24 protein-coding genes, 15 tRNA genes and 3 riboswitches are annotated in these 26,924 nt (G+C 38.0%); of the genes, 7 read left to right on the top strand and 32 right to left on the bottom strand.

What is annotated here, in order from left to right; all coding sequences use genetic code 11:
* The first annotated feature begins 1 nt into the window (after nucleotide 1).
* From KVT27_RS18155 to KVT27_RS18140, 4 genes are all read left to right on the top strand, one after another.
* Nucleotides 2–187 carry a hypothetical protein gene (locus tag KVT27_RS18155; RefSeq protein ID WP_036122390.1) on the top strand — a complete coding sequence of 62 codons (186 nt, stop codon included), beginning with the start codon at nucleotides 2–4 and terminating at the stop codon, nucleotides 185–187.
* Nucleotides 177–1,595 carry an amidase gene (locus tag KVT27_RS18150; protein ID WP_036122388.1) on the top strand — a complete coding sequence of 473 codons (1,419 nt, stop codon included), beginning with the start codon at nucleotides 177–179 and terminating at the stop codon, nucleotides 1,593–1,595. The genes KVT27_RS18155 and KVT27_RS18150 overlap by 11 nt, the downstream gene beginning before the upstream one ends.
* 145 nt (nucleotides 1,596–1,740) lie before the next feature.
* Nucleotides 1,741–2,901, top strand: coding sequence for a PucR family transcriptional regulator (locus KVT27_RS18145; protein WP_217581724.1), 1,161 nt, complete (start codon nucleotides 1,741–1,743; stop codon nucleotides 2,899–2,901).
* Nucleotides 2,902–3,006: 105 nt separating this feature from the next.
* Nucleotides 3,007–3,903 carry a DMT family transporter gene (locus tag KVT27_RS18140; protein WP_036145347.1) on the top strand — a complete coding sequence of 299 codons (897 nt, stop codon included), beginning with the start codon at nucleotides 3,007–3,009 and terminating at the stop codon, nucleotides 3,901–3,903.
* 56 nt (nucleotides 3,904–3,959) lie between these two features.
* On the opposite strand, the gene KVT27_RS18135 is transcribed toward KVT27_RS18140, so the two are convergent.
* Complete coding sequence (locus KVT27_RS18135) at nucleotides 3,960–4,532, bottom strand: YitT family protein (RefSeq protein ID WP_036122380.1); 573 nt, start codon at nucleotides 4,530–4,532, stop codon at nucleotides 3,960–3,962.
* 171 nt (nucleotides 4,533–4,703) lie between these two features.
* Between KVT27_RS18135 and KVT27_RS18130 the strand changes: the two genes are divergently transcribed.
* Entirely contained in the window at nucleotides 4,704–5,993 is a 1,290-nt protein-coding gene (locus KVT27_RS18130; protein WP_217581723.1) for a DUF2252 family protein, read from the top strand.
* Nucleotides 5,994–6,029: 36 nt separating this feature from the next.
* Here the strand turns inward: KVT27_RS18130 and KVT27_RS18125 are convergent, their stop codons facing one another.
* From KVT27_RS18125 to KVT27_RS18085, 9 genes are all read right to left on the bottom strand, one after another.
* On the bottom strand, nucleotides 6,030–6,551 hold the full coding sequence (locus tag KVT27_RS18125; RefSeq protein WP_036122375.1) for a DUF2179 domain-containing protein: 522 nt from the start codon (nucleotides 6,549–6,551) through the stop codon (nucleotides 6,030–6,032).
* Nucleotides 6,552–6,789: 238 nt separating this feature from the next.
* Nucleotides 6,790–7,140: a VOC family protein gene (locus KVT27_RS18120; RefSeq protein ID WP_031418286.1), complete on the bottom strand. Its 351-nt coding sequence runs from the start codon at nucleotides 7,138–7,140 to the stop codon at nucleotides 6,790–6,792.
* A 248-nt stretch (nucleotides 7,141–7,388) separates the two neighbouring features.
* Nucleotides 7,389–8,687: a nucleobase:cation symporter-2 family protein gene (locus KVT27_RS18115; protein WP_217581722.1), complete on the bottom strand. Its 1,299-nt coding sequence runs from the start codon at nucleotides 8,685–8,687 to the stop codon at nucleotides 7,389–7,391.
* Nucleotides 8,687–9,271 (bottom strand): xanthine phosphoribosyltransferase, encoded by a 585-nt coding sequence (locus tag KVT27_RS18110; protein ID WP_217581721.1) that lies wholly within the window; start codon nucleotides 9,269–9,271, stop codon nucleotides 8,687–8,689. Before KVT27_RS18110 ends, KVT27_RS18115 begins: the two co-directional genes overlap by 1 nt.
* Nucleotides 9,272–9,402: 131 nt before the next feature.
* Nucleotides 9,403–9,504, bottom strand: a riboswitch (purine riboswitch).
* A gap of 165 nt (nucleotides 9,505–9,669) precedes the next feature.
* Nucleotides 9,670–11,493: an APC family permease gene (locus tag KVT27_RS18105; protein WP_217581720.1), complete on the bottom strand. Its 1,824-nt coding sequence runs from the start codon at nucleotides 11,491–11,493 to the stop codon at nucleotides 9,670–9,672.
* 119 nt (nucleotides 11,494–11,612) lie between these two features.
* Nucleotides 11,613–11,762: riboswitch (cyclic di-AMP (ydaO/yuaA leader) on the bottom strand.
* Between the two features lie 213 nt (nucleotides 11,763–11,975).
* Nucleotides 11,976–12,494 (bottom strand): PepSY domain-containing protein, encoded by a 519-nt coding sequence (locus tag KVT27_RS18100; RefSeq protein ID WP_254636190.1) that lies wholly within the window; start codon nucleotides 12,492–12,494, stop codon nucleotides 11,976–11,978.
* Between the two features lie 92 nt (nucleotides 12,495–12,586).
* Nucleotides 12,587–13,252 (bottom strand): PepSY domain-containing protein, encoded by a 666-nt coding sequence (locus tag KVT27_RS18095; RefSeq protein ID WP_217581718.1) that lies wholly within the window; start codon nucleotides 13,250–13,252, stop codon nucleotides 12,587–12,589.
* Nucleotides 13,249–14,547, bottom strand: a complete 1,299-nt coding sequence (locus KVT27_RS18090; protein WP_217581717.1) for a sensor histidine kinase — start codon at nucleotides 14,545–14,547, stop codon at nucleotides 13,249–13,251. The genes KVT27_RS18095 and KVT27_RS18090 overlap by 4 nt, the downstream gene beginning before the upstream one ends.
* On the bottom strand, nucleotides 14,544–15,233 hold the full coding sequence (locus KVT27_RS18085) for a response regulator transcription factor (protein ID WP_036122358.1): 690 nt from the start codon (nucleotides 15,231–15,233) through the stop codon (nucleotides 14,544–14,546). Before KVT27_RS18085 ends, KVT27_RS18090 begins: the two co-directional genes overlap by 4 nt.
* A 213-nt stretch (nucleotides 15,234–15,446) precedes the next feature.
* Between KVT27_RS18085 and KVT27_RS18080 the strand changes: the two genes are divergently transcribed.
* On the top strand, nucleotides 15,447–16,712 hold the full coding sequence (locus KVT27_RS18080; RefSeq protein ID WP_036122355.1) for an Nramp family divalent metal transporter: 1,266 nt from the start codon (nucleotides 15,447–15,449) through the stop codon (nucleotides 16,710–16,712).
* A 238-nt stretch (nucleotides 16,713–16,950) separates the two neighbouring features.
* Here the strand turns inward: KVT27_RS18080 and KVT27_RS18075 are convergent, their stop codons facing one another.
* The 5 genes from KVT27_RS18075 to KVT27_RS18055 all read right to left on the bottom strand — a co-directional run bounded on the left by KVT27_RS18075 (nucleotide 16,951) and on the right by KVT27_RS18055 (nucleotide 21,953).
* A complete protein-coding gene (locus KVT27_RS18075; protein ID WP_036145329.1) occupies nucleotides 16,951–17,640 on the bottom strand; it encodes an ABC transporter permease in 690 nt (229 codons plus the stop codon).
* Complete coding sequence (locus KVT27_RS18070) at nucleotides 17,633–18,556, bottom strand: ABC transporter ATP-binding protein (protein WP_217581716.1); 924 nt, start codon at nucleotides 18,554–18,556, stop codon at nucleotides 17,633–17,635. The genes KVT27_RS18075 and KVT27_RS18070 overlap by 8 nt, the downstream gene beginning before the upstream one ends.
* 136 nt (nucleotides 18,557–18,692) lie before the next feature.
* Nucleotides 18,693–19,628, bottom strand: a complete 936-nt coding sequence (locus KVT27_RS18065; RefSeq protein WP_217581715.1) for a sensor histidine kinase — start codon at nucleotides 19,626–19,628, stop codon at nucleotides 18,693–18,695.
* A 5-nt stretch (nucleotides 19,629–19,633) separates the two neighbouring features.
* Nucleotides 19,634–20,326 (bottom strand): response regulator transcription factor, encoded by a 693-nt coding sequence (locus KVT27_RS18060; RefSeq protein WP_217581714.1) that lies wholly within the window; start codon nucleotides 20,324–20,326, stop codon nucleotides 19,634–19,636.
* Between the two features lie 163 nt (nucleotides 20,327–20,489).
* Nucleotides 20,490–21,953 (bottom strand): amino acid permease, encoded by a 1,464-nt coding sequence (locus tag KVT27_RS18055; protein WP_036122337.1) that lies wholly within the window; start codon nucleotides 21,951–21,953, stop codon nucleotides 20,490–20,492.
* Between the two features lie 82 nt (nucleotides 21,954–22,035).
* A riboswitch (Lysine riboswitch) is annotated at nucleotides 22,036–22,212 on the bottom strand.
* A gap of 151 nt (nucleotides 22,213–22,363) precedes the next feature.
* Here KVT27_RS18055 and KVT27_RS18050 point away from each other — a divergent pair.
* Nucleotides 22,364–23,596 carry a CynX/NimT family MFS transporter gene (locus KVT27_RS18050; protein WP_200886556.1) on the top strand — a complete coding sequence of 411 codons (1,233 nt, stop codon included), beginning with the start codon at nucleotides 22,364–22,366 and terminating at the stop codon, nucleotides 23,594–23,596.
* Between the two features lie 57 nt (nucleotides 23,597–23,653).
* Here the strand turns inward: KVT27_RS18050 and KVT27_RS18045 are convergent, their stop codons facing one another.
* The 17 genes from KVT27_RS18045 to KVT27_RS17965 all read right to left on the bottom strand — a co-directional run bounded on the left by KVT27_RS18045 (nucleotide 23,654) and on the right by KVT27_RS17965 (nucleotide 26,924).
* Nucleotides 23,654–24,175 carry a hypothetical protein gene (locus KVT27_RS18045; RefSeq protein ID WP_036122332.1) on the bottom strand — a complete coding sequence of 174 codons (522 nt, stop codon included), beginning with the start codon at nucleotides 24,173–24,175 and terminating at the stop codon, nucleotides 23,654–23,656.
* Nucleotides 24,176–24,240: 65 nt separating this feature from the next.
* On the bottom strand, nucleotides 24,241–25,287 hold the full coding sequence (locus tag KVT27_RS18040; protein WP_036122329.1) for a nitric oxide synthase oxygenase: 1,047 nt from the start codon (nucleotides 25,285–25,287) through the stop codon (nucleotides 24,241–24,243).
* A 328-nt stretch (nucleotides 25,288–25,615) separates the two neighbouring features.
* Nucleotides 25,616–25,687 (bottom strand) — tRNA-Glu (locus KVT27_RS18035).
* Nucleotide 25,688: 1 nt separating this feature from the next.
* Nucleotides 25,689–25,765 (bottom strand) — tRNA-Asn (locus tag KVT27_RS18030).
* A 7-nt stretch (nucleotides 25,766–25,772) separates the two neighbouring features.
* Nucleotides 25,773–25,846 (bottom strand) — tRNA-Ile (locus KVT27_RS18025).
* 4 nt (nucleotides 25,847–25,850) lie between these two features.
* Nucleotides 25,851–25,924 (bottom strand) — tRNA-Gly (locus KVT27_RS18020).
* Between the two features lie 6 nt (nucleotides 25,925–25,930).
* Nucleotides 25,931–26,006 (bottom strand) — tRNA-Phe (locus KVT27_RS18015).
* Nucleotides 26,007–26,010: 4 nt separating this feature from the next.
* Nucleotides 26,011–26,103 (bottom strand) — tRNA-Ser (locus KVT27_RS18010).
* A gap of 13 nt (nucleotides 26,104–26,116) precedes the next feature.
* Nucleotides 26,117–26,192, bottom strand: a tRNA-Ala gene (locus KVT27_RS18005).
* Nucleotides 26,193–26,209: 17 nt separating this feature from the next.
* A tRNA-Pro gene (locus tag KVT27_RS18000) sits at nucleotides 26,210–26,286 on the bottom strand.
* Nucleotides 26,287–26,295: 9 nt separating this feature from the next.
* Nucleotides 26,296–26,372: transfer RNA gene (locus KVT27_RS17995), tRNA-Arg, on the bottom strand.
* A gap of 18 nt (nucleotides 26,373–26,390) precedes the next feature.
* Nucleotides 26,391–26,463 (bottom strand) — tRNA-Lys (locus KVT27_RS17990).
* A 13-nt stretch (nucleotides 26,464–26,476) separates the two neighbouring features.
* Nucleotides 26,477–26,551 (bottom strand) — tRNA-Gln (locus KVT27_RS17985).
* A gap of 9 nt (nucleotides 26,552–26,560) precedes the next feature.
* A tRNA-His gene (locus KVT27_RS17980) sits at nucleotides 26,561–26,636 on the bottom strand.
* A gap of 43 nt (nucleotides 26,637–26,679) precedes the next feature.
* Nucleotides 26,680–26,753 (bottom strand) — tRNA-Trp (locus KVT27_RS17975).
* Nucleotides 26,754–26,757: 4 nt separating this feature from the next.
* A tRNA-Tyr gene (locus KVT27_RS17970) sits at nucleotides 26,758–26,841 on the bottom strand.
* Between the two features lie 7 nt (nucleotides 26,842–26,848).
* A tRNA-Thr gene (locus tag KVT27_RS17965) sits at nucleotides 26,849–26,924 on the bottom strand.

Raw genomic sequence — 26,924 nt, 5'->3', positions numbered from 1 at the left:
AATGAGCTTGTCTATTCAACAATTATTGGAGAACAAAGGAATTACACCGAAACCTGAACACCTTGAACTATTAAAAGCACGCTGGGAAGGTATGCAGTCACTTCGTAGCCATCTAGAAGGTATTGCGATTGATGACGCAGATATCGCTGTACGTAGCATCCCTGGAGGTGATCACATTGACAACTGATTTACATTTAAAATCCGTTGAAGAACTGGCGCCTTTACTACAATCAAAGGCTTTATCTCCCGTGGAGCTTACAAAGGCTATTCTAGATTTTGCTGAGGAAAGCCAGCCTAAGATTAATGCCTATATGGCCTTTTATCGAGAAGAAGCCTTGTCTCGAGCAAATGAAATAGAAAAAGAGATTCTCCACGGGCAATATAAAGGAATGTATCACGGAATTCCGATGGCCTTAAAGGATAATTTATATTTTAAAGATAAAATAACAACGATGTCCTCCAAAATTCATAAGGACTTCGTTTCAGATTACGATGCAACAGTAGTAGAGAAACTTCGTGACGCTGGTGTTATTTTCACTGGAAAATTAAGCATGCATGAATATGCTTGGGGAATTACTAATAATAACCCTCATTACGGACCCGTTCGCAACCCTTGGGATTTAGATAAGATTCCAGGTGGTTCTAGTGGTGGCTCTGGTGCCGCTGTTGCAGCTGGTGCAAGTGTCGCCTCACTAGGAACGGATACCGCAGGCTCGATTCGAATCCCTTCTTCTGCCTGTGGTATCGTTGGCTTAAAGCCTACACATGGTCGTGTAAGTAAATATGGCTGTTACCCACTTGCTTGGAGCTTAGACCATATCGGCCCAATGACAAAGACAGTAAAGGATGCAGCAGGCTTGCTGGAAGTCATTTCTGGTTTTGATCATCGAGACCCTACTTGCATAGACGTACCTACTGGCAATTATATGCAGCAAATATCAGGTAATAGTAAGGATTTAGTCATCGGCATTAATGAAGAATACTTCTTTAAAGACGTAGATGCTGACATAGAAAAGGCTGTTCGAGCGAGCATTCAAAGTTTAGTAGATCAAGGTGCTAAAGTGGAAATAGTGCGAATTCCATCCTTACAATATGCAGAATGGGCAGAGCTTGTAACATCCCTTTCAGAGGCAGCAGCTATACACCATTCTGATTTACAAAAGAGACCTCAAGATTTCGGAGACGATATCCGGTTATTATTTGAGCTAGGGGAACTACCTTCTGCAGTTGATTACTTACAGGCACAGCAAGTACGTCGTCAAATTAAGCAGGAGTTTAACGAAATTTTTAATCAAGTAGATGTGCTTATTACCCCTACTCTACCTGTAGTGGCAAATACCATTGGTGATGATTTCGCTGAGCTAAATGGCAAAAAAGTAGATTTAATTGATAATATCATTCGTTTTACAGGTCCAAGTAACTTAACAGGCTTACCTGCCCTTTCAGTTCCTTGCGGCTTTAAAGGAAATTTACCAATAGGTCTTCAAATTATTGGTCCTGCCTTTAAAGAAGGTCGAATTTTAAATGTTGGGTATGCTATCGAACAAACAAACCCATTAAAAAATAGAAAGCCAAATATTTTTTCTACTATTTAATCGATAAATAATGTTGAAAAATCTGCTCACTAGGAGCAGATTTTTTTATTATATGTATAAACTTTTCAAACTAATAGTTTTTTATTGAGATGTACTTTTATAATAGAAGATAATAGCTTACTACAAGAAAGGCAATGATCCATTCATGAATGTAGAGAACTTTTTACAATTACCCATTACAAAAGATTTTATCGTTGTTGCCGGTCACAACGGTTTGCATAAAGCTGTTCACAACGTAGAAATACTCGACTTTGAATTCTCCCCAGATATACATCATGTGCGAGATACAATATTCACGCCTAACAGTGTTGTGTTAAGTAGCTTATTATTTGCAAAGCAAAAGCCTGAGTATTTATTAAATGCCGTCAAAAGCTTAATCGAGCTAGGAGCAAGTGCCTTAGCCTATAAGCCTGTTATTTATAAAGACTTACCTGAAGAGGTTTTAACTTATGCGGAAGAACGTAATTTTCCTATCCTTCGATTTGGTGGAGATGAGTTTTTTGAAAAAATCATTTTAGAAACGATGGCTTATGCTAAAACACAGGATTACTCGTTCTTTTTAGAAACAATTGTACGAAGATTAATGGAGGAGGATCTTGCAGAGGAGCAGCTGAAGTCGATTTTACAGCAAATCGATAGACCCTTTGACAAGTATGTATTTGTCGCTAATCTACGAGGAAGGGGTTTATCTCAAAGTGATTGGAAGCAGAACTTTTTATCAATGGAGCCTTTATTAAAATCTGGTTTAATTTGTTCCTATAAGCAAAGTCTTTTTATAATTATCACTCACCCATCTCAGCAATTTCAGGCTGAGAGGTTTATACATGAATGGCTAACATTAAGTGCTATCCCTACCGAACCATTCACCTTTGGCTATAGCAATTGGTATGACACACATACAGGCATCTCAACTGCTTTACGAGAAGCCTTTTTTGCTAGTGTTTTGGCTGAAATTGATAAGGTACCAAGCTGCCATTATAAGTCCCTTGCATCAGATCGTTTATTAATAGAGCTGTATCGTAAAGATCCTACATTTGCGATGGATTATGTTACTTCCTTTTTAGCGCCTTTACTCGAAGATAAGGCAGATCCAGATTTATTGGAAACAGCCAAAACCTATATTACAAAAAAAGGAAACATTAAAGAAGTAGCTGTTGACCATTATTGTCATCCCAATACCGTCCGCTATCGCATGGCTAAAATCCGTCAGTTAGTAGTACCTATAGATAATGATTATGTATTTTATGAGCGTCTAGCTGCAGCCGTTAAATTGTACTTATTACATAGCAAATTGAGTGATGAATAATCGCTTTGGAATAAGTACAAAAAAACGCCTGAATATTTAGAAATAAAATCAAATTATTTTCTTCTCTCTTATGCTATCCTAATTGAAGTTAGGAGGAAGAATTTCATGAAAACTTACATAGCGGATGGCATGCTACTCGTTACAGCCATTGTTTGGGGCAGTGGGTTTGTTATAACAGCCATTGCCTTAGAATATTTAACGGCTTATCAAGTTATGGCTGGTAGATTTTTAATAGCTTCAATTATATTAACTGTTTTATTTGGTTCCCGATTAAAAAAAGCGTCAAAATCGGTCATATGGAAAGGTGCTTTATTAGGTACCATATTGTATATAGCATTTGCTCTTCAAACGGTTGGACTTCAATATACAACACCATCGAAAAATGCCTTTTTAACCGCAGTTAATGTTGTTATCGTTCCATTAATCGCCTATGCGGTTTATAAGCGTCGTATTGATGGGTATGAAATTATTGGATCCTTAATGGCCATTATTGGAATTGGCTTTTTATCGTTACAAGGTTCATTGACGATGAATATTGGTGATGCCCTTTCGTTAGCTTGTGCCGTTGCTTTTGCCTTTGATATATTTTGTACAAATCTTTTTGTTCAAAAGGAAGATGCCATTGCACTAACTATTATTCAATTTCTTACCGCTTCCTTCATAGGTATTTTTGTGATCATAAGCCAAGGAGAAATCCCTACGTCACTAGAAAAAGAAGCTATTTATTCGATTATTTACTTAGGAATTTTTTCAACAACGATTGCTTACCTTTTTCAAAATGTGGCGAATCAATATACAACTGCTACAAAGGCTGCGATTATTCTATCAACGGAATCTTTTTTCGGCATGATCTTATCGGTTATCTTCCTGCACGAAATTTTAACGAGCCGTATGGTTGTAGGAGCTGTTCTTATCTTACTCGCCATACTCATTGCAGAGGTCAAACCAGCACACCCTAAAAAGAAGCTAATGAAAACACTCGACAATCAAACGCCAAAATAGTTTCAGTCTCTTACTGGAGCTATTTTTTATGCGATACGTTCAGGAGTAAACGAATGTTATGAAGCACGAATCGTAATGATGCTTGTCGTTATGCCTACTACTAGAACCGTAATAATAGACAATAAAAAAGTAGTGGAGGATAACAGGAAGCCGCCCACAACAATAACGATAGAATCAATAAAAAATATTAATATCCCTACATTAATACTTGTTTTATCACTAATAAATTGCGCAATGAGGTCTGTCCCTCCTGTGCTTGTCTGAAACCGAAGCATTAAGCCAATTCCGAAGCCTACGAGAATCCCACCAAGTATAGCACTGTAAAGAGCATCTATATGAATGAGATTTCTGACTGGCTTTAACAAATCTATAGTCAAGGAAGAGGTAATTAAGCCATGAATACTATTATAAAAATAAGCTCTATATTTAAACCAGGCAATAATAAAAATAGGGATACTAATGATAATAATCATTAGACCAATCTTTAACTTATATAAATAATGTAAAATCAGCGCTAATCCTACTACTCCCCCATCTAATATTTCATAGGGCGTTAAGAATAAATTAATTCCTAACGACAAAGAAATACTCCCTACTATAATGACAAGGCTTTTTGTCAAAAAATACATATAACCCCCCTCCGTAACTAAGCATGTCTTATAGTATGAAAATAGGTGATTGAACATGTTACGAAATAACCCTAGATCCTTAGCCATTTTTATCGAGCACTTTTGATAAATTTCTTCGAAACCTATTCCTATATTTTTCGTATATACATGTAACCTAAAGGGGGTTTTTAGATGGAGCATGCATTATTGGAACAGGTGAAACATACAAGAGTTTTTTTAAGAAAGGAGCTATTAAATACCATCTTTGAGGAGTTTGATGCTCAACGAATGAAGTTAACTGAGGCACAGCGTTTGGAGAAGTATCAGAAAATGCTTGAAAGTCCATTCCGTTTTTTCCGAGGAAGTGCTTATCTATTTTATTTTGACATAACAAAAACTTCTTCCATTTTCCATACGCCTACACTCAAACCGACTTGGATTCAAGGAGATATGCATATGGATAACTTCGGTGCCTTTCAAAATGAAGACGGCACGATTGTCTTTGATGTCAATGATTTTGATGAGGGTTATGTTGGTTCTTATTTATATGATATTGTTCGAATGAGTGTCAGTATTGCGCTTTATTTAGAAGAACAAGGCATACATAAGGCTGCTCAGGAAACGGCCATTCAACATCTGCTCAATAGCTATATCGATCAGCTTAAACGATTTCAGCGTAAACAGGATGATCCTCTAACGCTCGTATTTACGAAAAACAACACAAAAGGACCCGCCAAAAAATTATTGAAAAAGCTAGAGAAACGCCAACGCTCCCAGTTTTTACAGGATATTTCCTATGTCGATGAAGACGGGCAACGCCTATTTATTAGCAATGATGAAATTAAGCCCGTTACTGCCGAGGAATATAATGCAATTTCGAGTGCACTTCCTGCTTACAAGATTAAGGACATTGCTTACAAGTATGGCTCAGGAACTGCTTCAATCGGCTTAAAACGTTACTATATTTTAGTGGAAGACAAAAAAGATGCATCGGGAGTAGACGATTTAGTATTAGAAATGAAAGAGGTCCGCACAGCAATCCCTGCCTATTTCCTTCCTTACAATCATGAATTTTGGAAGCATTATGAGCATCAAGGTGCGAGAGTAGTTGGGACACAAAAAGCTATGCACCATCTAGAGGATCCTCATTTACACTATATCACCATGAATGAGCAGGAATTTTACATTCGAGAGCGTTCCCCTTATAAAAAGAAGGTAAAGCCTAAAAACTATAAAAATGTCGACGATTACTATACAACAACTTCGATTATGGGACAAATTGCCGCTAAAATACATGCACGAGCGGATATCGATTATTCTCCTGTTTTCACCTATCATAGTGAGGATGAAATATTAAAAACGATTGGGAAAGATCGACATGTATTTGTTGAACAAGTAATTTTACAGTCTATGAACTACAAAGATACAGTCTACTCAGATTATCACCTCTTTAAAAACTGGATGGATGCAAAGTTTAAATAGCAAAGAAAAGGACCTCAGCTAGTAGCTAAGGTCCTATTATTTTTGCCTAGCCTTCATACGAGCTAGTAAAAAACCGCCTTTAAATGACTTTGGCTCATACGAAATTATAAAAGCATTCGGTTCAAATTGCTCTACTATTTGAAAGAGTTCTGCCTCTCGATTTCTCTTTGTTAAAATTTCATATTTATAGCGATTACTATCTCGCCCCTCACCAACATAAATTGTCACAGCAAATCCCTCATTACGGAGAAACCTCACAAGCTCTTCATTCTTATTTTGAGTATTGATTGTTGCATAAACATAGCCAATCGCCAGCTTTCGTTCAATTTTGGCTCCTAAAAAAATACCTAAGCCAAAACCAATTGCATAAACGACCATAGCTAACAAACTTTGTTTCCCACTAAAAACAAGCGAAAGGCCAAATACATACACGAGCATCTCTAGCATACCGAATATGGCAGCAAGGAAAGTAATATTTTTCACCAAAAATATTGTACGTAAAGTTAAAAATGGTACATATACTAATTGAAGTATTAAAATCAAAACGATACTTTGCATTTATACTAGACCTTTCTAAGAGTAGTTATTTATAAGTGTATGTTGAAATAGAGAGTTACATTCTATTAAAAATACCTTATTTATAAATTCCCTCGCCACTCATTTCTAAACATCCACGCCTAAAACAAGCTGTGTACTAAAATGTTCAAACGACTTTAAAGGCGAACCACAAGCTATTTCCCCTACTATTTAAACGAAGTTAACATATTGCTGTCACTTTCAAATTAATTCCTTTGATTTATTTTTCCCAAAGCTCGATACGTCTTCCTTCTGGATCTTCAATCCAAATAAATTTTCCAAACTCATGAATTGTCTTGTCCATTGCAAGGGGCACACCTATTTTTTCAAGATGTTTGATACTGTCTTCTAGATTTTCCACTTGAAAGTTTAGCATCACTTGCTGATCTGTTGGAAAATAGCTGTCATGCTCAGAGAAGAAGGAAAAAATTGTTTCATTGCCTGGCTGTGGTGTAATCATGGTACCATTCCAACTTTCAATTTCCATGTTTAGAACTTTGCTATACCACTGTTTAATTTCTTCTAGGTTTTTAGACCTCCAAAAGATTCCTCCCAATCCCTTTACTTTCATAAAGATCTCCCTCCTACCAATTAGTTATGAATTTAAATTCTAGTTTTAAATGTGAATACCTTCTTTCATTAACATATCACGATAAACAAGAAACTTGCTTATTAGTACCTAATGTTTTTCTTCGAACATTTTCTGCCCTGTTTTCGCATAAAAAAATGCCACCTCCTCCCATCTAAATCAATAGATAAAAGTAGGTGACAACGTTATTTATATGTTTGTATTCTGATACATGCTATTGAATTATTTCTTTATGCTTCTCCATGCATCGGGTCTTTTTTATGCTTCGGCCCAATCATGTTGAATAAAATATTAAGGATAATTGCTGTGACTGAACCACAGACGATTCCGTTAGATGTTAAAATAGACACTTTTTCTGGTAGTGCATCAAAAATGCCAGGAACGACTGATACACCGACCCCTAAACTTACTGCAATCGCAGCAATCATCGCGTTTTCTGCTGACTCGTTCATAACTGGTACAAGCATACCCATACCTTGTGTAATCACCATACCGAACATCGCTAACATTGCCGCACCTAGTACGGATGTTGGAATAATCGTTGTTAACGCTGCGATTTTCGGTAGGAAGCCAAGTGCTACTAGTAAACCACCTGTGATGTAAATGACTTTACGATCTTTAACACCTGACATACGTGTAAGTCCCACGTTTTGTGAGAATGTAGTGTACGGAAAGGCATTGAAAATTCCACCGATTACAGATGCAAGACCTTCTGAGCGATAACCACGAGCCAAATCTTTTGAATCTAATTTTTTATTACATATATCACTTAGTGCAAAATAAACACCAGATGATTCAACTAAAGATACCATTGCTACAAGCGTCATTGTAATTATAGCCGTTACATCAAATGTAGGCATTCCAAAGTAGAATGGTTGTACCATATGGAATACATCCGCTTCTGCTACTGGGTCGAAATTAACCTTGCCCATGAATGCCCCTAAAATTGTACCAGCTACTAACCCAACTAGAATGGAAATAGCACGGATGAAGCCTGTAGAAAAACGATAGACGATTAAAATAATGACTAGTGTAATAAATGCTAATGCAATATTTGAGCCGGATGCAAAATCCTCTGCTCCTTGTCCACCTGCCATATTATTTAAAGCTACTGGCAGTAAAGAAATACCGATAATAGAAACGACAGATCCTGTTACTACTGGCGGGAAAAATTTCACTAGCTTCCCGAAGAAGCCCGCAATAATCACGACAATCAAACCAGATGCAATAATGGAACCATAAATATCTGTGATACCTTGCTCTGGGTTTGTACCTATAGCAATAATTGGACTTACCGCTGTAAATGTACAACCAAGTACAACAGGTAAGCCAATACCAATAAATTTACCTGAGTAAACTTGTAAAAGTGTTGCGACCCCGCACATCATAATATCAATCGCCACTAAATACGTCATTTGTGTTGAATTAAAGCCAATTGCCCCTCCAATAATAAGTGGCACTAGGATGGCTCCAGCATACATCGCAAGTAAATGTTGAATTGCTAGCGTCGTTGATTTAAAGGTATTCATTACGCGTGAGCCTCCGTAGCAAATGTCACTTTGCCATCTTCAAGAGAATCTACAATCGCTAATGATTCTACGCGAACACCTTGCTCACGTAATAATTTGCCCCCATCTTGGAAGCCTTTTTCAATAACAATGCCAACTCCTACAACATTAGCACCCGCTTGAGCTGCAATATCAAGTAAACCCTTTACAGCTTCTCCGTTTGCTAAGAAATCGTCAACAATTAAAATATTGTCGTCTTCACTTAAAAAATTACGTGATACAGAGATATCATTCGTTTCATTTTTAGTAAATGAATGTACTTTTGATGTGTAAAGGTTATCTGAAAGTGTTAATGATTTACGTTTACGAGCGAACACTACCGGTGCACCAATTTCTAGTCCTAGCATGACAGAAGGAGCGATGCCTGAAGATTCTATTGTTAAAATCTTTGTAATTACTTGGTCAGCAAATCGATTTGCGAATTCATGACCAATTTCCTTCATTAACAATGGGTCAATTTGATGGTTTAAAAATGAATCTACTTTTAATACTGAAGATGATAAAACTTTACCCTCTTGCATAATTTTGTCGTGTAATAACTTCATTTCTGTCATATCCTTCTTTCTTAAATATTAATAAAAAAAGCTGAACACCTTGGTCCCATTCAGCTACGAGTGGAGCAAAGCATTCAGCGTTAAAACGTCGAAAGGAATAGAAAACATCATGAAAGAAGTTCTCTAAAAGCATTGCTACCCATAGTCGATTTATTTACGGTAAATCGGTAGAAACTTGCAAGCCATATCCTCGCTATTATATGAGTAAAATTGTATGAATCTATCAGAATACCCAATTTAAACACTTTATTCGGTAGAAGCCTATTTCTCCTACTGAAAAAAGTTTAATTTTTCGGAATTTAATGGTATTCTGCGACTTTTTAATTGTAAACGTTCGTGTTTTCAATCAACGTACTGATTATAACAGACAATTTTCTAGCATGCTAGCATTATTTTGATAAATGAAAAGGTACTGTCATAATCACGACATTTCTGTGAAATAACAATGTTGTACGTATTAATAAGCTTGATTGATTGTGAAGCATATGATGCCAGCCCTTTTTCGGTAAAAATTGAGGGATGACAACCGTTACTTTATGACCTGTTTTCGCACATTGATGGTCCACTTTATCTATAAATTTGATCAATGGTTGTGTGATGCTACGATAAGCCGAATAATAGGTTACTAGTCGAATGTCTGGTTGCCAAGCCTGCCACTTTTCTTCGAAGGCTTTTGCATCAGCTTGATCGAAAGCCACATAAAAGGCAATAATTTTATCAACCTTTAGTGATTTCGCATAATGAAGGGAATTTTCAACCACCTTCGTTATACCAGCTACTGGTACGATGAATACATTTCCTTCAATAGTAGCGACTTCCTCTTTACTCAATCTCAGCTGTTCTCCAACGGCTTGATAATGAAGCTTGATCCGATGAAATACAAAAATGATAATTGGTAAAAAGACAAACACTGGCCATACCTGAGGCAACTTCGTTACAAAAAACATCATCGCTACGATAAACGAAATAGCTGCACCAATTGTGTTAATCGTAAATTTTGCCATCCAGCCAGTAGGTTTTTCACGCCACCATTTTCGCATCATTCCCGTTTGCGCTAATGTAAACGGAATAAATACCCCAACAGCATAGAGTGGAATTAAATGCTCTGTTGCCCCATCAAATAAGATGATTAAGACAATGGCTGCTAGCCCTAGCATCATAATGCCATTAGAATACCCTAGGCGATCCCCACGCATTTGAAATATTCTCGGAATAAAACCGTCTTTTGATAAATTGACAGCAAGTAGAGGAAATGCTGAATAGCCCGTATTTGCTGCAAGTACCAAAATCATCGCTGTTGTACCCTGTACTATATAATAAAAGAAATTTCGACCAACACTTGCTTCTGCTAGTTGGGAAACGACTGTCGCTTCCGAAGTTGGCGCAATTCCGTAAAAATAAGCTAAACTAACAATACCGATAAATAAAACCGCTAAGATTCCGCCCATTGCTAACAATGTTTTAGCAGCATTATTAGGAGCAGGATTTCTAAAATTAGGGATTGCATTCGATATAGCTTCTACCCCTGTTAAAGCTGAGCTCCCTGTCGCAAATGCCTTTAATAATATAAATAAACTAATCCCTGCGACAGGTGTACCTATCTTTGGATGCAGCTCTGCTGGCACCTGACCTGTTGCAACATTATAGAGCCCCATCCCAATCAACACTAGCATAACGACTACAAACAGGTAGACAGGGTATGCCAAAACAGAGGCGGACTCTGTTACACCACGTAAGTTCAAGACCGTTAAAAAAATCACAAAGATAATAGCAATTGGCACATTGTATGGGTGCAGACTTGGAAATGCCGATGTAATTGCATCTGTCCCTGCTGATACACTTACCGCTACCGTTAAAATATAATCAACGAGCAATGAGCCACCTGCTACAAGACCTGCGTTCACACCTAAATTTTCCCTAGAAACTACATAAGCGCCGCCCCCGTGTGGATAGGCGAATATAACCTGACGATATGATAAAGTCAGCGCCACCAATAGGACAACGACCCCTACCGCAATCGGTAAAGAATACCAAAATGCTAATGTTCCCACAGTCATCAGGACAATTAAAATTTGTTCCGGTCCATAGGCTACGGAAGACAAAGCATCGGACGATAATATTGCCAATGCCTTTGTTTTACTAAGCTTTTGTTCCCCTAACGCATCGGATCTTAATGGTTTGCCGATTACATAACGTTTAAATGAGGATTTCATCAATAAACACCTTCTAGTTTCTTAGATTGTGTTTCGCCTTCCTAAATGAGATCAAAAAACGCCTACAAGTCATCACTAAATAAGACTTGTAGACGCTCATCTGTCTGCCAAGCTCCAACTTTTCTGCTCTTAACGCTTACGAGGTTAGCTGTCGGATTCGGGCCTGAGTAGCCCTACCCTTCAAAAGAAGAGATTCACCCCAAGGATTGCTTATGCGCTCCGTCTAAAATGGGTCCCCCGCGTCTAGTTTGCTTCAGCGATTTAGAAATTTGAAACTTTAATAATGATGTCATATTACGCCTGTCGATTAAAAAAGTAAAGAAGAAAATTTTTATTTTTTACAAGTGAAATACATAGACTTTTTGAAAACATTGTTAATATCCATGGTAGAAATTAATTTACCCGCGAATACCTAATTTAAAGGCATTTTACAACAAAAAAAGCCTTAAAAGTATGCTCTACTTTTAAGGCAACAACTATTATTAGTCTTCCATATCTTGTTCAAAATCAACAATTTCTCCTGTAATCGAATCAACATCAACATCATATTCATATTGCCCATTTTTTAACTCAATTTCATAAATACCATCATCTAATTTAATTTTTGTGACTGTACCCTTTGCTTTTGTTAGAGCCGCTTCAATAGCCTTTTCTTTACTTATAAGGTTAGTAGCAGTATTAGCGTTAACCCATTCATTATCATCGTCATCTTGACGCTCTTTCTTCTGCTTAAGTAATTTACCAGTATAGGCATCGAATTTTAAATCATACTCTTCTTTATCAGCATGCACCTCTACCTCATAAACAGAGCGGTAGCGGTTTTGATCTAGTTCAATATCTGCTACTGTCCCATCCACTACTGATAATGCTTTCTTTTCGATTTCTTGCATGGATAGGATCTTTTTTTCTTGTGCACTTCCTGATAATAAAGTTGTTGAACCAATTGCCGCTCCAACACCAAGAGTCACCACTAATGCAGGAATCATCATTATTTTTTTCATGTTCATCTCTCCTTTGTTTTATCTGCTTTTAGCTTACCAAGCAAAGATGATAGAACTATAAGAGGAACATTAGAATTCCATGAGAAAACTCTTTAATCGTCCCATGAAACAGAAAGGACCTTTCCAGATACAGCATGAATTTGGAACGTGGCTTCTTCATGCTCTGTTTCAATTTCAACTAAATAATAACCGCCCTCCGCAGTATCTTCAAAATCTACAGAATCCACTTTCCCTGTTAATTGTTGCAGCGCTATATCAATGGCTTGCTGTTCGGTAATAATGTGAGGTTTTTCAGGCTGATTTAATGGTTCTACATCTTTTTCAGATAACACTTCACCCGAATAGCCATCTACTGTTATATCTTTTTGCTTATGCTCCTTTTCAACACGTGCGGTATAAATGGTATCTGTGAGCATGACGCTTTCTACCTCACCATATTTTTCTTTCACCATTTTTCTTATTTGATTTTCTGTTAACAATAATTTACTTTGCCCTTTTTGCAACGTTAGATCAGAAACCTGCTGTGTTGTAGCATCAAGCATGGCTGTATATTTCAAATTCTCACGTGTAAATTGTATTTCAAATGAATTTCCACGCTTTTTTACTTCTGAAACTTGACCCTTATAAATAGCTTCGATATGGCGTATGGCCTCCGCTTCACTGAGAGGCTCCTTTTGAAAATAGCGATTTTGAATAAACCAAAGCACTCCGCTACAAAGAAGGATAATCACAATAAGTATTAAAACCCACTTTTTCATTGCTGCCCCTCCTTTGGTATACACAAGGTAAAACTTGAACCTTCTCCAACTGTACTTTCCACATCTATGGTGATGCCCAATTGTCCCGCAAGTTCATGTGCAATCGCAAGCCCTAAGCCAGAACCGCCTGTTTTACGATTACGATCCTCTGTGACACGGTAAAAACGCTCAAACAAATGTGAAACATGCTCTGCAGGAATACCGACGCCAAAATCCTGAATCGTCATTCGTACATGCGTAGTAGTTTCAGCTGTGGAAATATGAACGTCATCCTCACTATATTTCCTAGCATTATCAAGCAAAATAAAGAGTAATTGCTTCAAAATTTTTTCATCACTGTCAATAAATTGTGGTGCTTCTTCTGCGTCGACTATAAAATTCCGATGGTATGCCTGCTGCATTTGTGCAGCCACTTTATTAAGGAAGGGAGCTAGCTCTAGCTGTTCAATATGAATATCCATATGCTCATTATTTTTGGCTAGCTCTAATAATTGTAATACCATTTCATGCATACGAGAAGATTCATTTGCAATAGCCTGTAGCGATTCCTGCGCTACTTCACGATTGTCAAAACCTCTTCGCAAGAGCAACTTTGCATAGCTTTCAATGACAGTAATGGGCGTCTTTAATTCGTGAGAAGCATTTGAAACGAATTCCTGTTGCTTTTGATAGTGCTGTTCAAGCTTCTCCATCATCATATTGAACGTTCGATTAATTTTTGCTAATTCATCCCCACCTTTAGCTGGGATGTCCATTTTTTCATATTTTCCCGTCGATGCACTTTTGCGCATTGTCGCATTTAAGCGTTCTAGTGGTAACAAAATTAGGCGACCGAGTGCCAAGCTCGCTAAAAAGATTGGAATGGTGGCAATAATGGACACAACGATCAAAATAGCCTTTAATAAATCCAGTGTACTTTCTACTTCCTCCATGGATTGCTGTAAGGTGATGTCCACAATTGTCCCATCCATCCAAATAGTAGGCATTGTATAGGCAATAGAAGTAACATCTGGCATGTCTAGAGTGGCCTGAACCTTGGTCTTTAAATTTTCTCCACCATATACATAGATAGCACCACCAGCTGGCATATATGCTCTTAATACCTGCTGTAGGTTGGTTTGTGTATTTAACTGGCTTAATGTTGAGCTTAAATCATTCGCTCGTGTATGAAGTTGACTATATTCCGTATTATAGGCAAATTTCTCGTACAAAAAGTAAATTCCACTGTTAGTTGCCACTAAAATTACTAGCATTAATAAAGTGGTAAGTAGATGAATTTTTGTTTTAAGCTTCATGATTTATTTTCCTTCAGCACATAACCTACACCGCGAACTGTTTGAATAATGGGTGTTACATTAGCGATTTCAAGCTTTTGGCGCACATAACGAATATAGACATCCACAACATTTGTATCTCCGTAGTAATCAAAGCCCCATACCGTCTCTAATATTTGTTCCCTTGTGAGCACCTGCTTAGGATGCTTCATTAGATATAACAATAAATCGTATTCTCTAGGAGTCAGTTGGATCTCCTTACCATAATAAATAACTTCTCTTGTCTGCTCATCGATCGATAACTGTCCAAACGATACACCAACCTTTGTTGGACTAGCCTTTTGAGAAAACCGTAGTGCATTCCGGATACGGGCCAGTAATTCTTCAATTTCAAAGGGCTTTGTCACATAATCATTAGCTCCCAAATCCAATCCCTTTACCTTATCCTCCACCTCACTTTTAGCAGTCAGCATAATAACTGGGGTCTGTGATTCTGTTGCGCGAATACGCTTTAGTACATCTATGCCACTCATTTCGGGTAACATAATATCCAGTAAGATTAAATCCCATTGCTGCTCACGATATTGCAATAAACCGTCTGCTCCTGTATGGGCCATCACCGCTTCATAGCCTTCAAACTGAAGCTCTAACTGGAGCACTCTCGCAATATTTTCTTCATCTTCTATAATTAAAATTCGATTGCTCATGTCGAATCAGTCCTTCATCTTTTCTTTCATCGTAAACGATACAGGTAAGGAAAGTCTAATTAGAAATTGATGAGAAATGTGCATACTTATTTTTTAAAAATTTTAAGCAAAGCGCTTCCCTTTTTCTAATCCTAGCGTTAGAATACTATTATCTTATTTTCCTCCAGGAAACTTTATTTCACAAACGATACTTTTTGAAATGAGGGAACAAATATGGTATACAAACAAGTCACAAAATCGTCTGCTGAGGCGGTTTTAGATGGAGATATAAAAGGTTGGCGACGGTTTTTACCTTTTCTTGGACCTGCATTCATTGCAGCGGTCGCCTATATTGATCCTGGCAATTTTGCCACAAATATTACAGCTGGCTCTCAATATGGTTACTTACTCCTTTGGGTAATAGCCTTTTCTAATTTAATGGCGGTGCTCATCCAATCCTTATCTGCCAAGCTTGGTATTGCGACAGGAAAAAATTTACCTGAGGTGGCACGTGAACATTTTTCTAAAAAGACATCTATATTTCTTTGGATTCAGGCTGAATTAGTCATTATTGCTACCGACCTTGCTGAATTTATAGGTGCCGCATTAGGGCTTTATTTGTTATTTAATATCCCTATGCTTCCAGCAGCTATCATTACAGCAGTCGGATCATTTGCTATTCTAGAGCTTCAAAGAAGAGGCTTCAGAGCCTTTGAGGCAGGCATTTCTGGCATGGTTTTAATTGTCGTATTAGCATTTGCCTTCCAAACATTTTTAGCACAGCCAGATTGGGGCGAAGTAGCGTTTGGTATGTTCACGCCACAATTTGAAGGGGTGGATTCATTACTATTAGCAACAGGTATTTTAGGTGCGACCGTCATGCCCCATGCTATTTACTTACATTCTTCTTTAACACAAAGTCGTATTATCGGTCGTAATGAAGAAGAAAAAAGACGAATTTTCCGTTTTGAATTTATTGATATTATCATCGCTATGATCATTGCAGGAGCCATCAATATGAGTATGCTCATTATCGCGGCAGCAGTATTTCACACACAGGGGATTGTAGTAGAGGATTTAGATGTTGCCTATAACGGCCTAAAGAATGCTCTCGGCCCAATGGCTGCCATTTCCTTTGGTCTTGGTTTACTAATTGCTGGGCTAGCTAGCTCCTCTGTAGGGACATTAGCAGGTGACGTAGTAATGCAAGGCTTCATTCAACGAAAAATACCACTTTATTTACGGAGAGCCATTACAATGGTGCCTCCGTTAGCGATTATTGCATCTGGTGTAAATGCAACCCATGCGCTCGTTCTTAGTCAGGTTGTGTTATCTTTCGGTATTGCATTCGCCCTCGTCCCTCTCGTTATGTTTACAAGCAAACGAGACATTATGGGTGGTTTAGTGAACCACCGTATTACTACTATTTTAGGCTGGTTTGTAGTTGTCATCGTTGTGGCATTAAATATTTACTTACTAGGTGAAACAATATTTGGATAAAATAGTGAATTAATAGACTAACAAAAGGCATCGAGAAGAAAAATCTCGATGCCTTTTTGTTGATAATCTAAAGGTGATAATTATAGACAAATTTACTACCATTGGATCCTACATGATCCTTTACTCTTGTAGGATAGCTAAAGCAGCGCAGAAGTTACAGTTAATTTCTTCATTGAAATCACCTTTATCGAATTGCTATCATCATCGTTCGATAACAACAAAATTTATGGCTCTTTCATTAAACATCAACCTTCTCGATATTGCGGATAGCTAGATAGGCAATACTAATACCTATGATTGCTAACGAGATTGGAATAATAATGATGTCATTTAATGTGAAGTTACCTGTATTGGATGAAGTCACTGATACGATTAGAATAGAAGAAATAATTGTTGCTGGAATAGAGTATTTTCTCATTCCGAAATATAATGGAATTAATGCCATCCCTGAGGCAGCAATTGCATTCATGAGTACAGATGGTATATGTTGCATGATTAAAGTATTAGATAAAACATCAGGAATTAAATCAAATTTATCGCTTACGATGCAAAAAATGGTTGTAATCAAGATATTTGAAACGATGATTGCACTAAAGGTAAAAAGCATGACAATCGCAAGCTTAGCAGCGATTAATTTCTTTCGGCTTATAGGATACATAAAGGCCAATGTGATTGTTTTAAACTTATATTCTCCGATGATCAGTTTAGCTATTAATGTAGCTGCAAAAATAATAAATACGGCTCTGACAAATGAATCGATGACACTTAAAGCCATTTCATAATTTGCAATATCAACTTCCCCTTCTACTTTAGAAATAAATAAAATCATAAACATAAATCCTAAAATAATAAAGTTAGCAAACATAGCACTTTTAACATAGGAGCCTAAATGATATTTTTTCATTTCCAAACGCATTAAATTAAGCATGAACAATCCCTCCATTTATTAGCTTAAGGAAGTAATCCTCTAATGTGCTAGTTTTTTTGCTAATCTCCTCTATTTCAATGTCATGTTCAATCAATGTTTTTGTTAGAACCTTTTGGGATACTGTCAAATCATAAATTCGTATAGAATTGTCATCCATCAGTTTGAAATTAGCCATTCTCAATTCACTTTCTAAAATAAAGGCTGCCTTCTTACCATCGTTTACGATCACTTCAATATAGTCGGCTTGATTACGATTAATCGTATCCATCGTTACTTCAGTAATGAGCCTACCTTCCTTGATGACACCAATCGTATCGGCCAATTGTTCAATTTCCCCTAATATATGACTAGAGATAATGATCGTAATGCCATACTCCGTACAGAGCATTTTAAAAAGCTCTCTCAACTCTTTAATCCCAATGGGATCTAGTCCATTAATTGGCTCATCTAAAATTAGGAGCTCTGGCTTTGTAATAATAGCGCGTGCAATACCTAGTCTCTGTTTCATCCCTAATGAGAAATCTTTTACCCGTTTCTCCTCTGCATTTGTTAATTTTACAAGGTTAAGTACATGGGCAATTTCCTGCTTATTGTAATAGCCCATATATTCGCAATGCAATTCTAAGGTTTCCCTAGCCGTTAATTTTTCATAGAAAATAGGATATTCGATAATCGTTCCCATTCTTTTTAATAGTTCATACGATTGATCGGTCAACCTCTCACCAAATATTTCAACATCTCCACTGGTTGGCTTCGTCAGATTCGTTAGCATCTTCATAACTGTCGTTTTACCCGCTCCGTTAGGGCCTAAAAAGCCGTAAATCTCTCCCTTCTTCACGTTCATATTGACAGCAGAAACCACTTCTCTTCCTTCGTACACTTTCGTAAGCTGGTTTGTTTTCACAATGTATGTCATGTCAATCTCTCCCTCAAATGTGGCTATTTTCATTATAAAAAATGAAACTCTCTAATTTATTACTGGATTCTTACAAATTTCTTAAGAGCATAAGAAAAGCCTGTAAAGCACAATAAAAGCTCTACAAGCTGTGATTTCAATACATCATTCGTTTTAATGCAATGGTAAAAATGGTCTTTTTATAGGGAATACTTGATAACTGGATGGAACCGTCCATCATTTCCACTAATCGCTTTGTAATCGTTAAACCTAAGCCACTCCCCTGGAAGGATTTATTGCGAGAGTCCTCTAGCGTGTACATTCTCTCAAAAACACTATCAATATGGTATTCATCGATTCCTTTACCACAATCCCATACATCTATATAAATAGTCGTTTCATCATTTCTTACGGTTAAGCCAATTACATTACCATCCGCTCCATAGGCAAGAGCATTGGATAAAAGATTGTTGAGAACCCTATCTAACGCTTCTTCATTACCAAGGGCATACATAGGTGTTTCAGGGATTGTAATAGTAATATTTAGTCCCATGGACGTGACCATATCGTAAAATGATAATATATTTTTACGGCTAATTTCACAGACATTGATTTTAGTGATTGGATAATCTGTATCCCCTGCCTCTAATTTGGCAAGATCGAAAAATGTATGAATAATTTTTAATACTTCTAATGTTTTAGCATGTACACCCGCTAATAGTCTTTGACGCTCCTCTTCACTAGCTGAGCCTTGAAGCTGAAGCATTTCAATATAGCCTAACACAACCGTTAAAGGCGTTTTTAAATCATGTGAAATATTGGCCAGCATTTTTTTCATGGAATCTTCCATTTTGCGATGGGTCGCCTGAACTTTTTGGTGATGGTCCAGCCAAGCGTTTATCGAAATAAGTAGCTGTTGAATTTGTGAATTGCTCGTAGTTACCAAAATCTTTTCGTTACTTTTTTCTTGAACAATGGCTTGGAGTTTTTCATTCATATATTGGATCGTCTGATTTTGTTCTTTTTTTGCTTTCCATTGAAAAATAACTATTCCTATAAGCACCACAATTATGATTAATAGCATGATTATCATATCTGTTATCCTTCAAACTTATAGCCAATTCCCCACAGCGTCTTAATATACTGGGGGTTGGATGGATCATCTTCAATTTTTTCGCGTAGCCTTCGAATATGTACATTAATAATATTTTCATCACCGTAATATGCATCTTTCCATATTAGCTGATAAATTTGCTCTTTCGTAAAAACTCGGTTACGGTTTGTTACAAATAGCTTTAAGATGGCAAATTCCTTTGATGTTAGCTTCACTTCTTGTCCATTTTTATTTATTGAGAAATTAACAATATCTATCTTTAAATGGCCTATAACTATTACATCTTGTTTGGGATCTATTTGGCCAGCGTATTTCGTAGCTCTTCTAATAACGGCCTTTACGCGAGCTGAGAATTCCAGCATAGAAAATGGCTTAGCAATATAATCGTCTGCCCCTAATCCCAAGCCAAGCGCTTTATCTACATCACTATCCTTTGCGGACATAATGATGATAGGAAGTGCTGCCTGTTCTCGAATGACTTTTAAAACTTCTAATCCATTAAGCTTAGGAATCATAATATCTAGGATGACTAAATCAAAGGTTTGATTTAAACAATATTGCAATGCCTCTTCTCCATTATTGGCAGTGGTGACTTCGAAGCCTTCCAATAATAAAAAATTCGCTACCATTTCGCGAATAGCCTCATCATCTTCCACTAGTAAAATATGTTTTTGCATTTTCATGCACCTCTCTCTACTAGAAAGTCAAAAATCACACTTCCATATCTATAGTATATTACCATATATATGACATTAATTTTGTAATAATTTTAAAGGTCCCCCGATAAAAAAAGCTGTTCCATCAACCATCATACAACGGTTTATAGAACAGCTCTTCTATTTAATTTTCCACTTTTAAATCACAATCTTTAAGAGGAAGCATTTTTGTTTTATGTTTAATTTTGTACCCTAGCCATAGCAATAGGAACAGTGGAATACCAATATAGGAAACAAGGATACCATACCAATCGATTGTACCTCCGATAAACGCTGTGTAATTCTGTCCAATTACAACAATCATACAAATAGTAAAGGCGAATAGTGGACCGAATGGGTATAGCTTTGCTTTATACGGTAATAGCTTTGGATCTAAGCCTTGCGCTTCGAAAGCACGACGGAAACGATAATGACTAAATGCAATACCTAGCCAAGCAATAAAACCTGACATCCCAGAGGCATTTAAAAGCCAGATATAAACTACCCCATCACCAAAGAATGATGCTAAAAACGCTACACAGCCTACAGCTAATGTTGCGATCAATGCATAAATCGGAATACCTCGACGACTTAGCTTTGCAAAGAATTTAGGAGCATGACCATCCACCGCTAATTGCCATAGCATACGTGAAGATGCATATAGTCCAGAATTACCTGCTGATAGCATAGCTGTTAAAATAATGGCATTCATTAAGGAGGCAGCAAAAGCAATGCCTAAACGATCAAACACGAGCGTAAATGGTGATACAGCGATATCCTCCGATAATAAGCGCTCATCTGTGAATGGAATCAACATCCCTATAGCAGCAATAGCTAAAATATAAAATAAAATAATACGCCAAAACACCGATTTTACTGCCTTCGGAATATTTTTTCCAGGATCATCTGTTTCCCCTGCAGTTACCCCAAGTAGCTCTGTTCCTTGGAATGAAAATCCTGCTGCAAGGAAAATACCAAATGTAGCAAGAAAGCCACCATGGAATGGTCCATCACTAATAAAGAAATTTGTAAAACCAACTGGTGCCTGTCCACCTAAAATACCAAAAATCATTAATATGCTAATAATAATAAATACAATGACCGTAGCCACTTTTATCATCGCAAACCAATATTCACTTTCGCCATAGCTCTTTACAGACAATAAATTAAATGTCAGTACAATTACAATAAATAATACTGTCCAAAGTGCTGATGAGCTATCTGGGAACCAATATTTCATAATTAATGACACTGCCGCAATTTCGGCTGCAATCGTAATTGCCCAGTTATACCAATAGTTCCAACCTAGTGCAAAGCCTAGAGCGGGATCTACAAATTTTGTCGCATACGTACTAAAAGAACCCGAGGACGGCATATAGGCAGCCATTTCCCCTAAACTTGTCATTAAAAAATATACCATAATACCGATTAACGCATAGGCAAGCAATGCGCCTCCCGGTCCTGCTTGTGCAATGGCACCACCACTGGCTAAAAATAGCCCTGTACCAATTGTACCGCCTAAAGAAATCATTGTGATATGACGGCTTTTTAATTCTTTTTTCAGCTTCGGTGCTTTATGGCCGAGCTGATTTACTTTTATTTCACTCACGATATAGCTTCCTTCCTATTTATGAGGCAAAAAAATGCCATCACATGAACAATGTGATGGCTAAGTTAATCCTCAGTTTTTCCTAAACGATAGCTCAACACGTTGTACAAACGTGACAGTTCTGTTCCTTTCGGATACAGCCCCAGCATGAGGTTTTCAAGTCCCCTCACACTTCGGCAATATTTCCTTTCAACTAATCTCTTCAATGCTTGTCATTTCAATTAGCTTACTTATAAATATCGCGACCTCTACCTCATTACAAACATGAGGCATATAATTATTAAATTTATGATGTTTACTATACTAACATAAGACCTAAGACATTTCAATATAACCATTAATGTTTTGTATTTTGTGAATTTTCCACTATTTTTAATAGTGTGATAAAGTGTTATAGTAGTTCAATTAGAATGGTTATAACAGGGGGAATTATTTTGACTTTACATGATCATTCCGCCAGCTACCCGAGCAGAAAAATTAGCTGGAAGGGAACAACCTTATTATTAGTTTTTGGAATAATATTTATAGCGTCTACATTACGAATGCCACTAACTGTTGTGGGTCCAATTGTATCCTTTATCCGTGACGATCTTGGTATTTCCAATGTTCTAGCCGGTTTTTTGACAACTATTCCATTGCTTGCTTTTGCCATTATATCACCGTTCGCACCAGTTGTAGCACGAAAACTTGGGCTTGAGCTAACCTTATTTTTATCCACTATTTTATTGGCCTTAGGAATTGTACTACGCTCCCTTGGTACAACAGGGTTACTTGTATTTGGCACAGTGCTCATTGGCGTAGCCATATCATTTGGAAATGTGTTGATTCCAGGTTTATTAAAATTAAAATTTCCATACCATGTAGGGTTACTAATGGCATTTTTTACTATGTCTATGAACTTAACGGCTGGACTTGGAGCAGGTATTAGTTATCCAATAGCTAATTCTTCACTAGGTTGGCAAGGAGCATTGGCTGTGGCGCTTATATTAGTCGTATTAACGATTTTAATTTGGATACCTCAATTGAAATTGAATAAGCCAGAACCAGCTACTACGGCAAAAAAAACAGGTAAACCTCTTTATAAATCACCTGTTACATGGGCAGTAACCGGTGCAATGGGCTTACAATCTTTATTATTTTATACGACAGCAGCTTGGATTCCTGAAATTTATATTGCGCAAGGATTGGCTCCTGATAAAGCTGGATGGATGTTTTCCATAATGCAATTCTCACAAGTCCCCATGGCATTGGCTGTCCCCATTATTGCTGGTAAAATGACTTCACAAAGACCACTTGTCCTTATGTTTACATCGTTTTATTTAGTAGGATTTGTCGGCGTTGTAATGGAATGGACAACGTTGGGGATATTATGGATGATCCTTCTAGGTTTAGCAGGTGGAGCTTCATTCGCATTAGCAATGATGTTCTTTACACTCCGTACGCGTACAGCATTTGAAGCCGCTGATCTATCAGGGTTTGCACAATCATTGGGCTATTTATTCGCTGCCATTGGGCCGATTCTTTTCGGATACCTCCATGATTTATTTGGTGGATGGAATATTGCAGGTTGGCTCTTTGTTGTTGTAGCTATAACACTCTTCTTATGTTCCATGCGAGCTTCTAAAGATGAATATGTCCATTAAATTTAAGCAGATGGGGAAGCTGAGCCCATCTGCTTTATCTATATAACATTTCTTTTTTTAATGTTTTAGTAAGGCTAGCAGTTCCTCAATTTCCTCTGCTATGCTCTTGGAACGTGCCTTAATAGCAGTAAAAACAGGGATTGCCTCTTGAAGGAGTAAAAAACTAAAATAATAATAGCCTAAAAAAGCTTCTGGTTCATAGCCTCTAGGCGTATCTTCCTCCCATTCAAGCTCATCATCCTCTTCATTTTCCACCCATAAATATTTCTTATCCAAAAGCTCCTGCATCGTTGAAACGTTATGTGTTGAATCTTGATAATCCTTAGTTATTGCATGAGCCACAGCTAAATAAAGCTCTATTTCTGCTAAGGAGACTTCCTCCACATTTTTACTTGAGAGCTTTTTTAAAAGAATAAATACTACCCATGGCGTCACCTGCCAAAGTGTTCCTTGATGTTCAATTAGTTCAGTCAGCTCTTGATATTGTTTCTGTTCAATTAGACGAGGAATATCTGTTCCTCTGCCATAAGGTGTCGTCAATTGTTGCCAAGGGATATTCGAAATATTTTGGTTCAACATCTTGAATTTCCTCTCTCCCAAAAAGGTACTTAGAAGCTGTTCGTTTATGAACAACTCCTTTAAAGTTAATAACATGGTTTCTGATAAAAATAATTGGGCGTATGGTAGGTATTTATATAAGGCTTATGGAATATATGAGTAGTCGCAGGGGAAAGTGGTGGGATTAACCATGTCCAGTTACCCGTAACTTCTCGCCCTGCTGATTCCTCAGCTTCCTCAAATAATTTAAACTGCTGAGCAGCAGTATGATGATCTACAATGCTCACACCATCCTCTTTAAAAGAATGAAGGACAGCTATATTGAGCTCCACTAATGCTCGGTCACGCCAAAGAGAAGCTTGTTTGGTTGTATCCAGATTAAATATATCTGCAATAGCTGGCAGCATATTATAGCGCTCATGATCGGCTAAATTACGTGCCCCAATTTCAGTCCCCATATACCAGCCATTAAATGGAGCCGCTTGAAAATCAATGCCTGCCATTTGAAAACGCATACTCGAAATAATAGGAACAGCATACCATTTCAACTCTAATTTCTCCACGTCCTCCGATTCTGGATGACGTATTGGAACCTCTAAAATATACTCAGCTGGAATCGTAAATAGCTGGGGAGCACGTTCGTCTACCTGTATGACGAGTGGTAACACATCAAACGGCGTATGCTCGCCTTTCCAGCCCATCGATTCGCATACTTTTGTAAAAGTGATAGAATGTGCATCCCCAATAATGCCTTCTTCTGTCTCGTAGCCTGCGTAACGAATTAGCTGATGATTCCAAATCCGTACTCTATCAGTTGCAAACACAGTTATAGTTGGACGAATTTTCCCATGATTTGTGGCATACTCAATATGCTCTAGTAACTTTTGAAAAATGCCCTGTTCATCTAAAACTTCTCGTGCATCTACAACATGTAATGATTGCCAAAACAACCGTCCAATACATTTATTACTATTACGCCATGCAACTCGTGCTCCAAAAACTAGCTCCTCTGTAGTAGGCTTATATTCCCCTGCACTTTTAATCTGTTGTAATCTATTTTCTAACCAAAGTTTGGATTCATTTTGTTCCAGCTGGTATTGATTTAAAAAGCATTGTATCTCCTGTATATTCATATCGATTCCTCCACTTATCCTCATATTAGAGGAACAAGTCAATAAGCACCATGAAAATAGCTAGTGAAAAAACATACATATTGCATATATGAAATAGTTTGTTCAAATTTAATATAAAGCAACGTTCCAAGTAGTAATTGAATTGAATTATAGTACTCCTTTAAAAGAGCCTTAAAAAAAGAGGGATTATGAGCATTTGGTAGAAGGAAATGTTTAGACCTTACATGAAAAAGCTACAAAACCCTGTCAAAGGATTTGTAGCTTTGATACCTGTTTATTAAAAGATAAAGAAAAAAGCATGTAGCACACAACTGTGCTACATGCTTGATGACCCGTACGGGATTCGAACCCGTGTTACCGCCGTGAAAGGGCGGTGTCTTAACCACTTGACCAACGGGCCGTGGCTCCGAAGGCAGGACTCGAACCTGCGACAACCTGATTAACAGTCAGGTGCTACTACCAACTGAGCTACTTCGGAATAATGATGGGCCTAAATGGACTCGAACCATCGACCTCACGCTTATCAGGCGTGCGCTCTAACCAGCTGAGCTATAGGCCCATTTTGGAGCGGGTGATGAGAATCGAACTCACGACATCAGCTTGGAAGGCTGAGGTTTTACCATTAAACTACACCCGCAAATAATGGTGGGTCAGGACGGAATCGAACCGCCGACACTTAGAGCTTCAATCTAATGCTCTACCAACTGAGCTACTGACCCGAAATGGAGGAGGTAGAGGGATTCGAACCCCCGCGCGGTGTTACCCGCCTGTCGGTTTTCAAGACCGATCCCTTCAGCCAGACTTGGGTATACCTCCAAAAATATTAAAATGGTGGAGCCTAGCGGGATCGAACCGCTGACCTCCTGCGTGCAAGGCAGGCGCTCTCCCAGCTGAGCTAAGGCCCCATAATATTTTTTGGAAATGGTCGGGAAGACAGGATTCGAACCTGCGACCCCTTGGTCCCAAACCAAGTGCTCTACCAAGCTGAGCTACTTCCCGTTGTTCTTATGGCGCGCCCGACAGGAGTCGAACCCATAACCTTCTGATCCGTAGTCAGACGCTCTATCCAATTGAGCTACGGGCGCAAAATTAATAAAAAATGATGAGCCATGAAGGACTCGAACCTTCGACCCTCTGATTAAAAGTCAGATGCTCTACCAACTGAGCTAATGGCTCGTAAAAGAAAAAATGGCTGGGGTACTAGGATTCGAACCTAGGCATGACGGAATCAAAATCCGTTGCCTTACCGCTTGGCTATACCCCAATTTTAAAATGGGGCGACTGATGGGAATCGAACCCACGAATGTCGGAACCACAATCCGATGCGTTAACCACTTCGCCACAACCGCCACTATATAATAACAGCCATATATGAACGAGTACCTCAATACCTGGCAGGGGCAGTAGGAATCGAACCCACACCAAAGGTTTTGGAGACCTCTATTCTACCGTTGAACTATGCCCCTAAAATGGTGGAGGGGGACGGATTCGAACCGCCGAACCCTAAGGAGCGGATTTACAGTCCGCCGCGTTTAGCCACTTCGCTACCCCTCCAAGGGAATGGTGCCGGCGATAGGAGTCGAACCCACGACCTACTGATTACAAGTCAGTTGCTCTACCAACTGAGCTACACCGGC

The sequence above is a fragment of the Lysinibacillus sp. GbtcB16 genome, from assembly GCF_019091145.1.
Lineage (GTDB): Bacteria > Bacillota > Bacilli > Bacillales_A > Planococcaceae > Lysinibacillus > Lysinibacillus fusiformis.
This window is presented reverse-complemented; position numbering and strand designations above follow the sequence as displayed.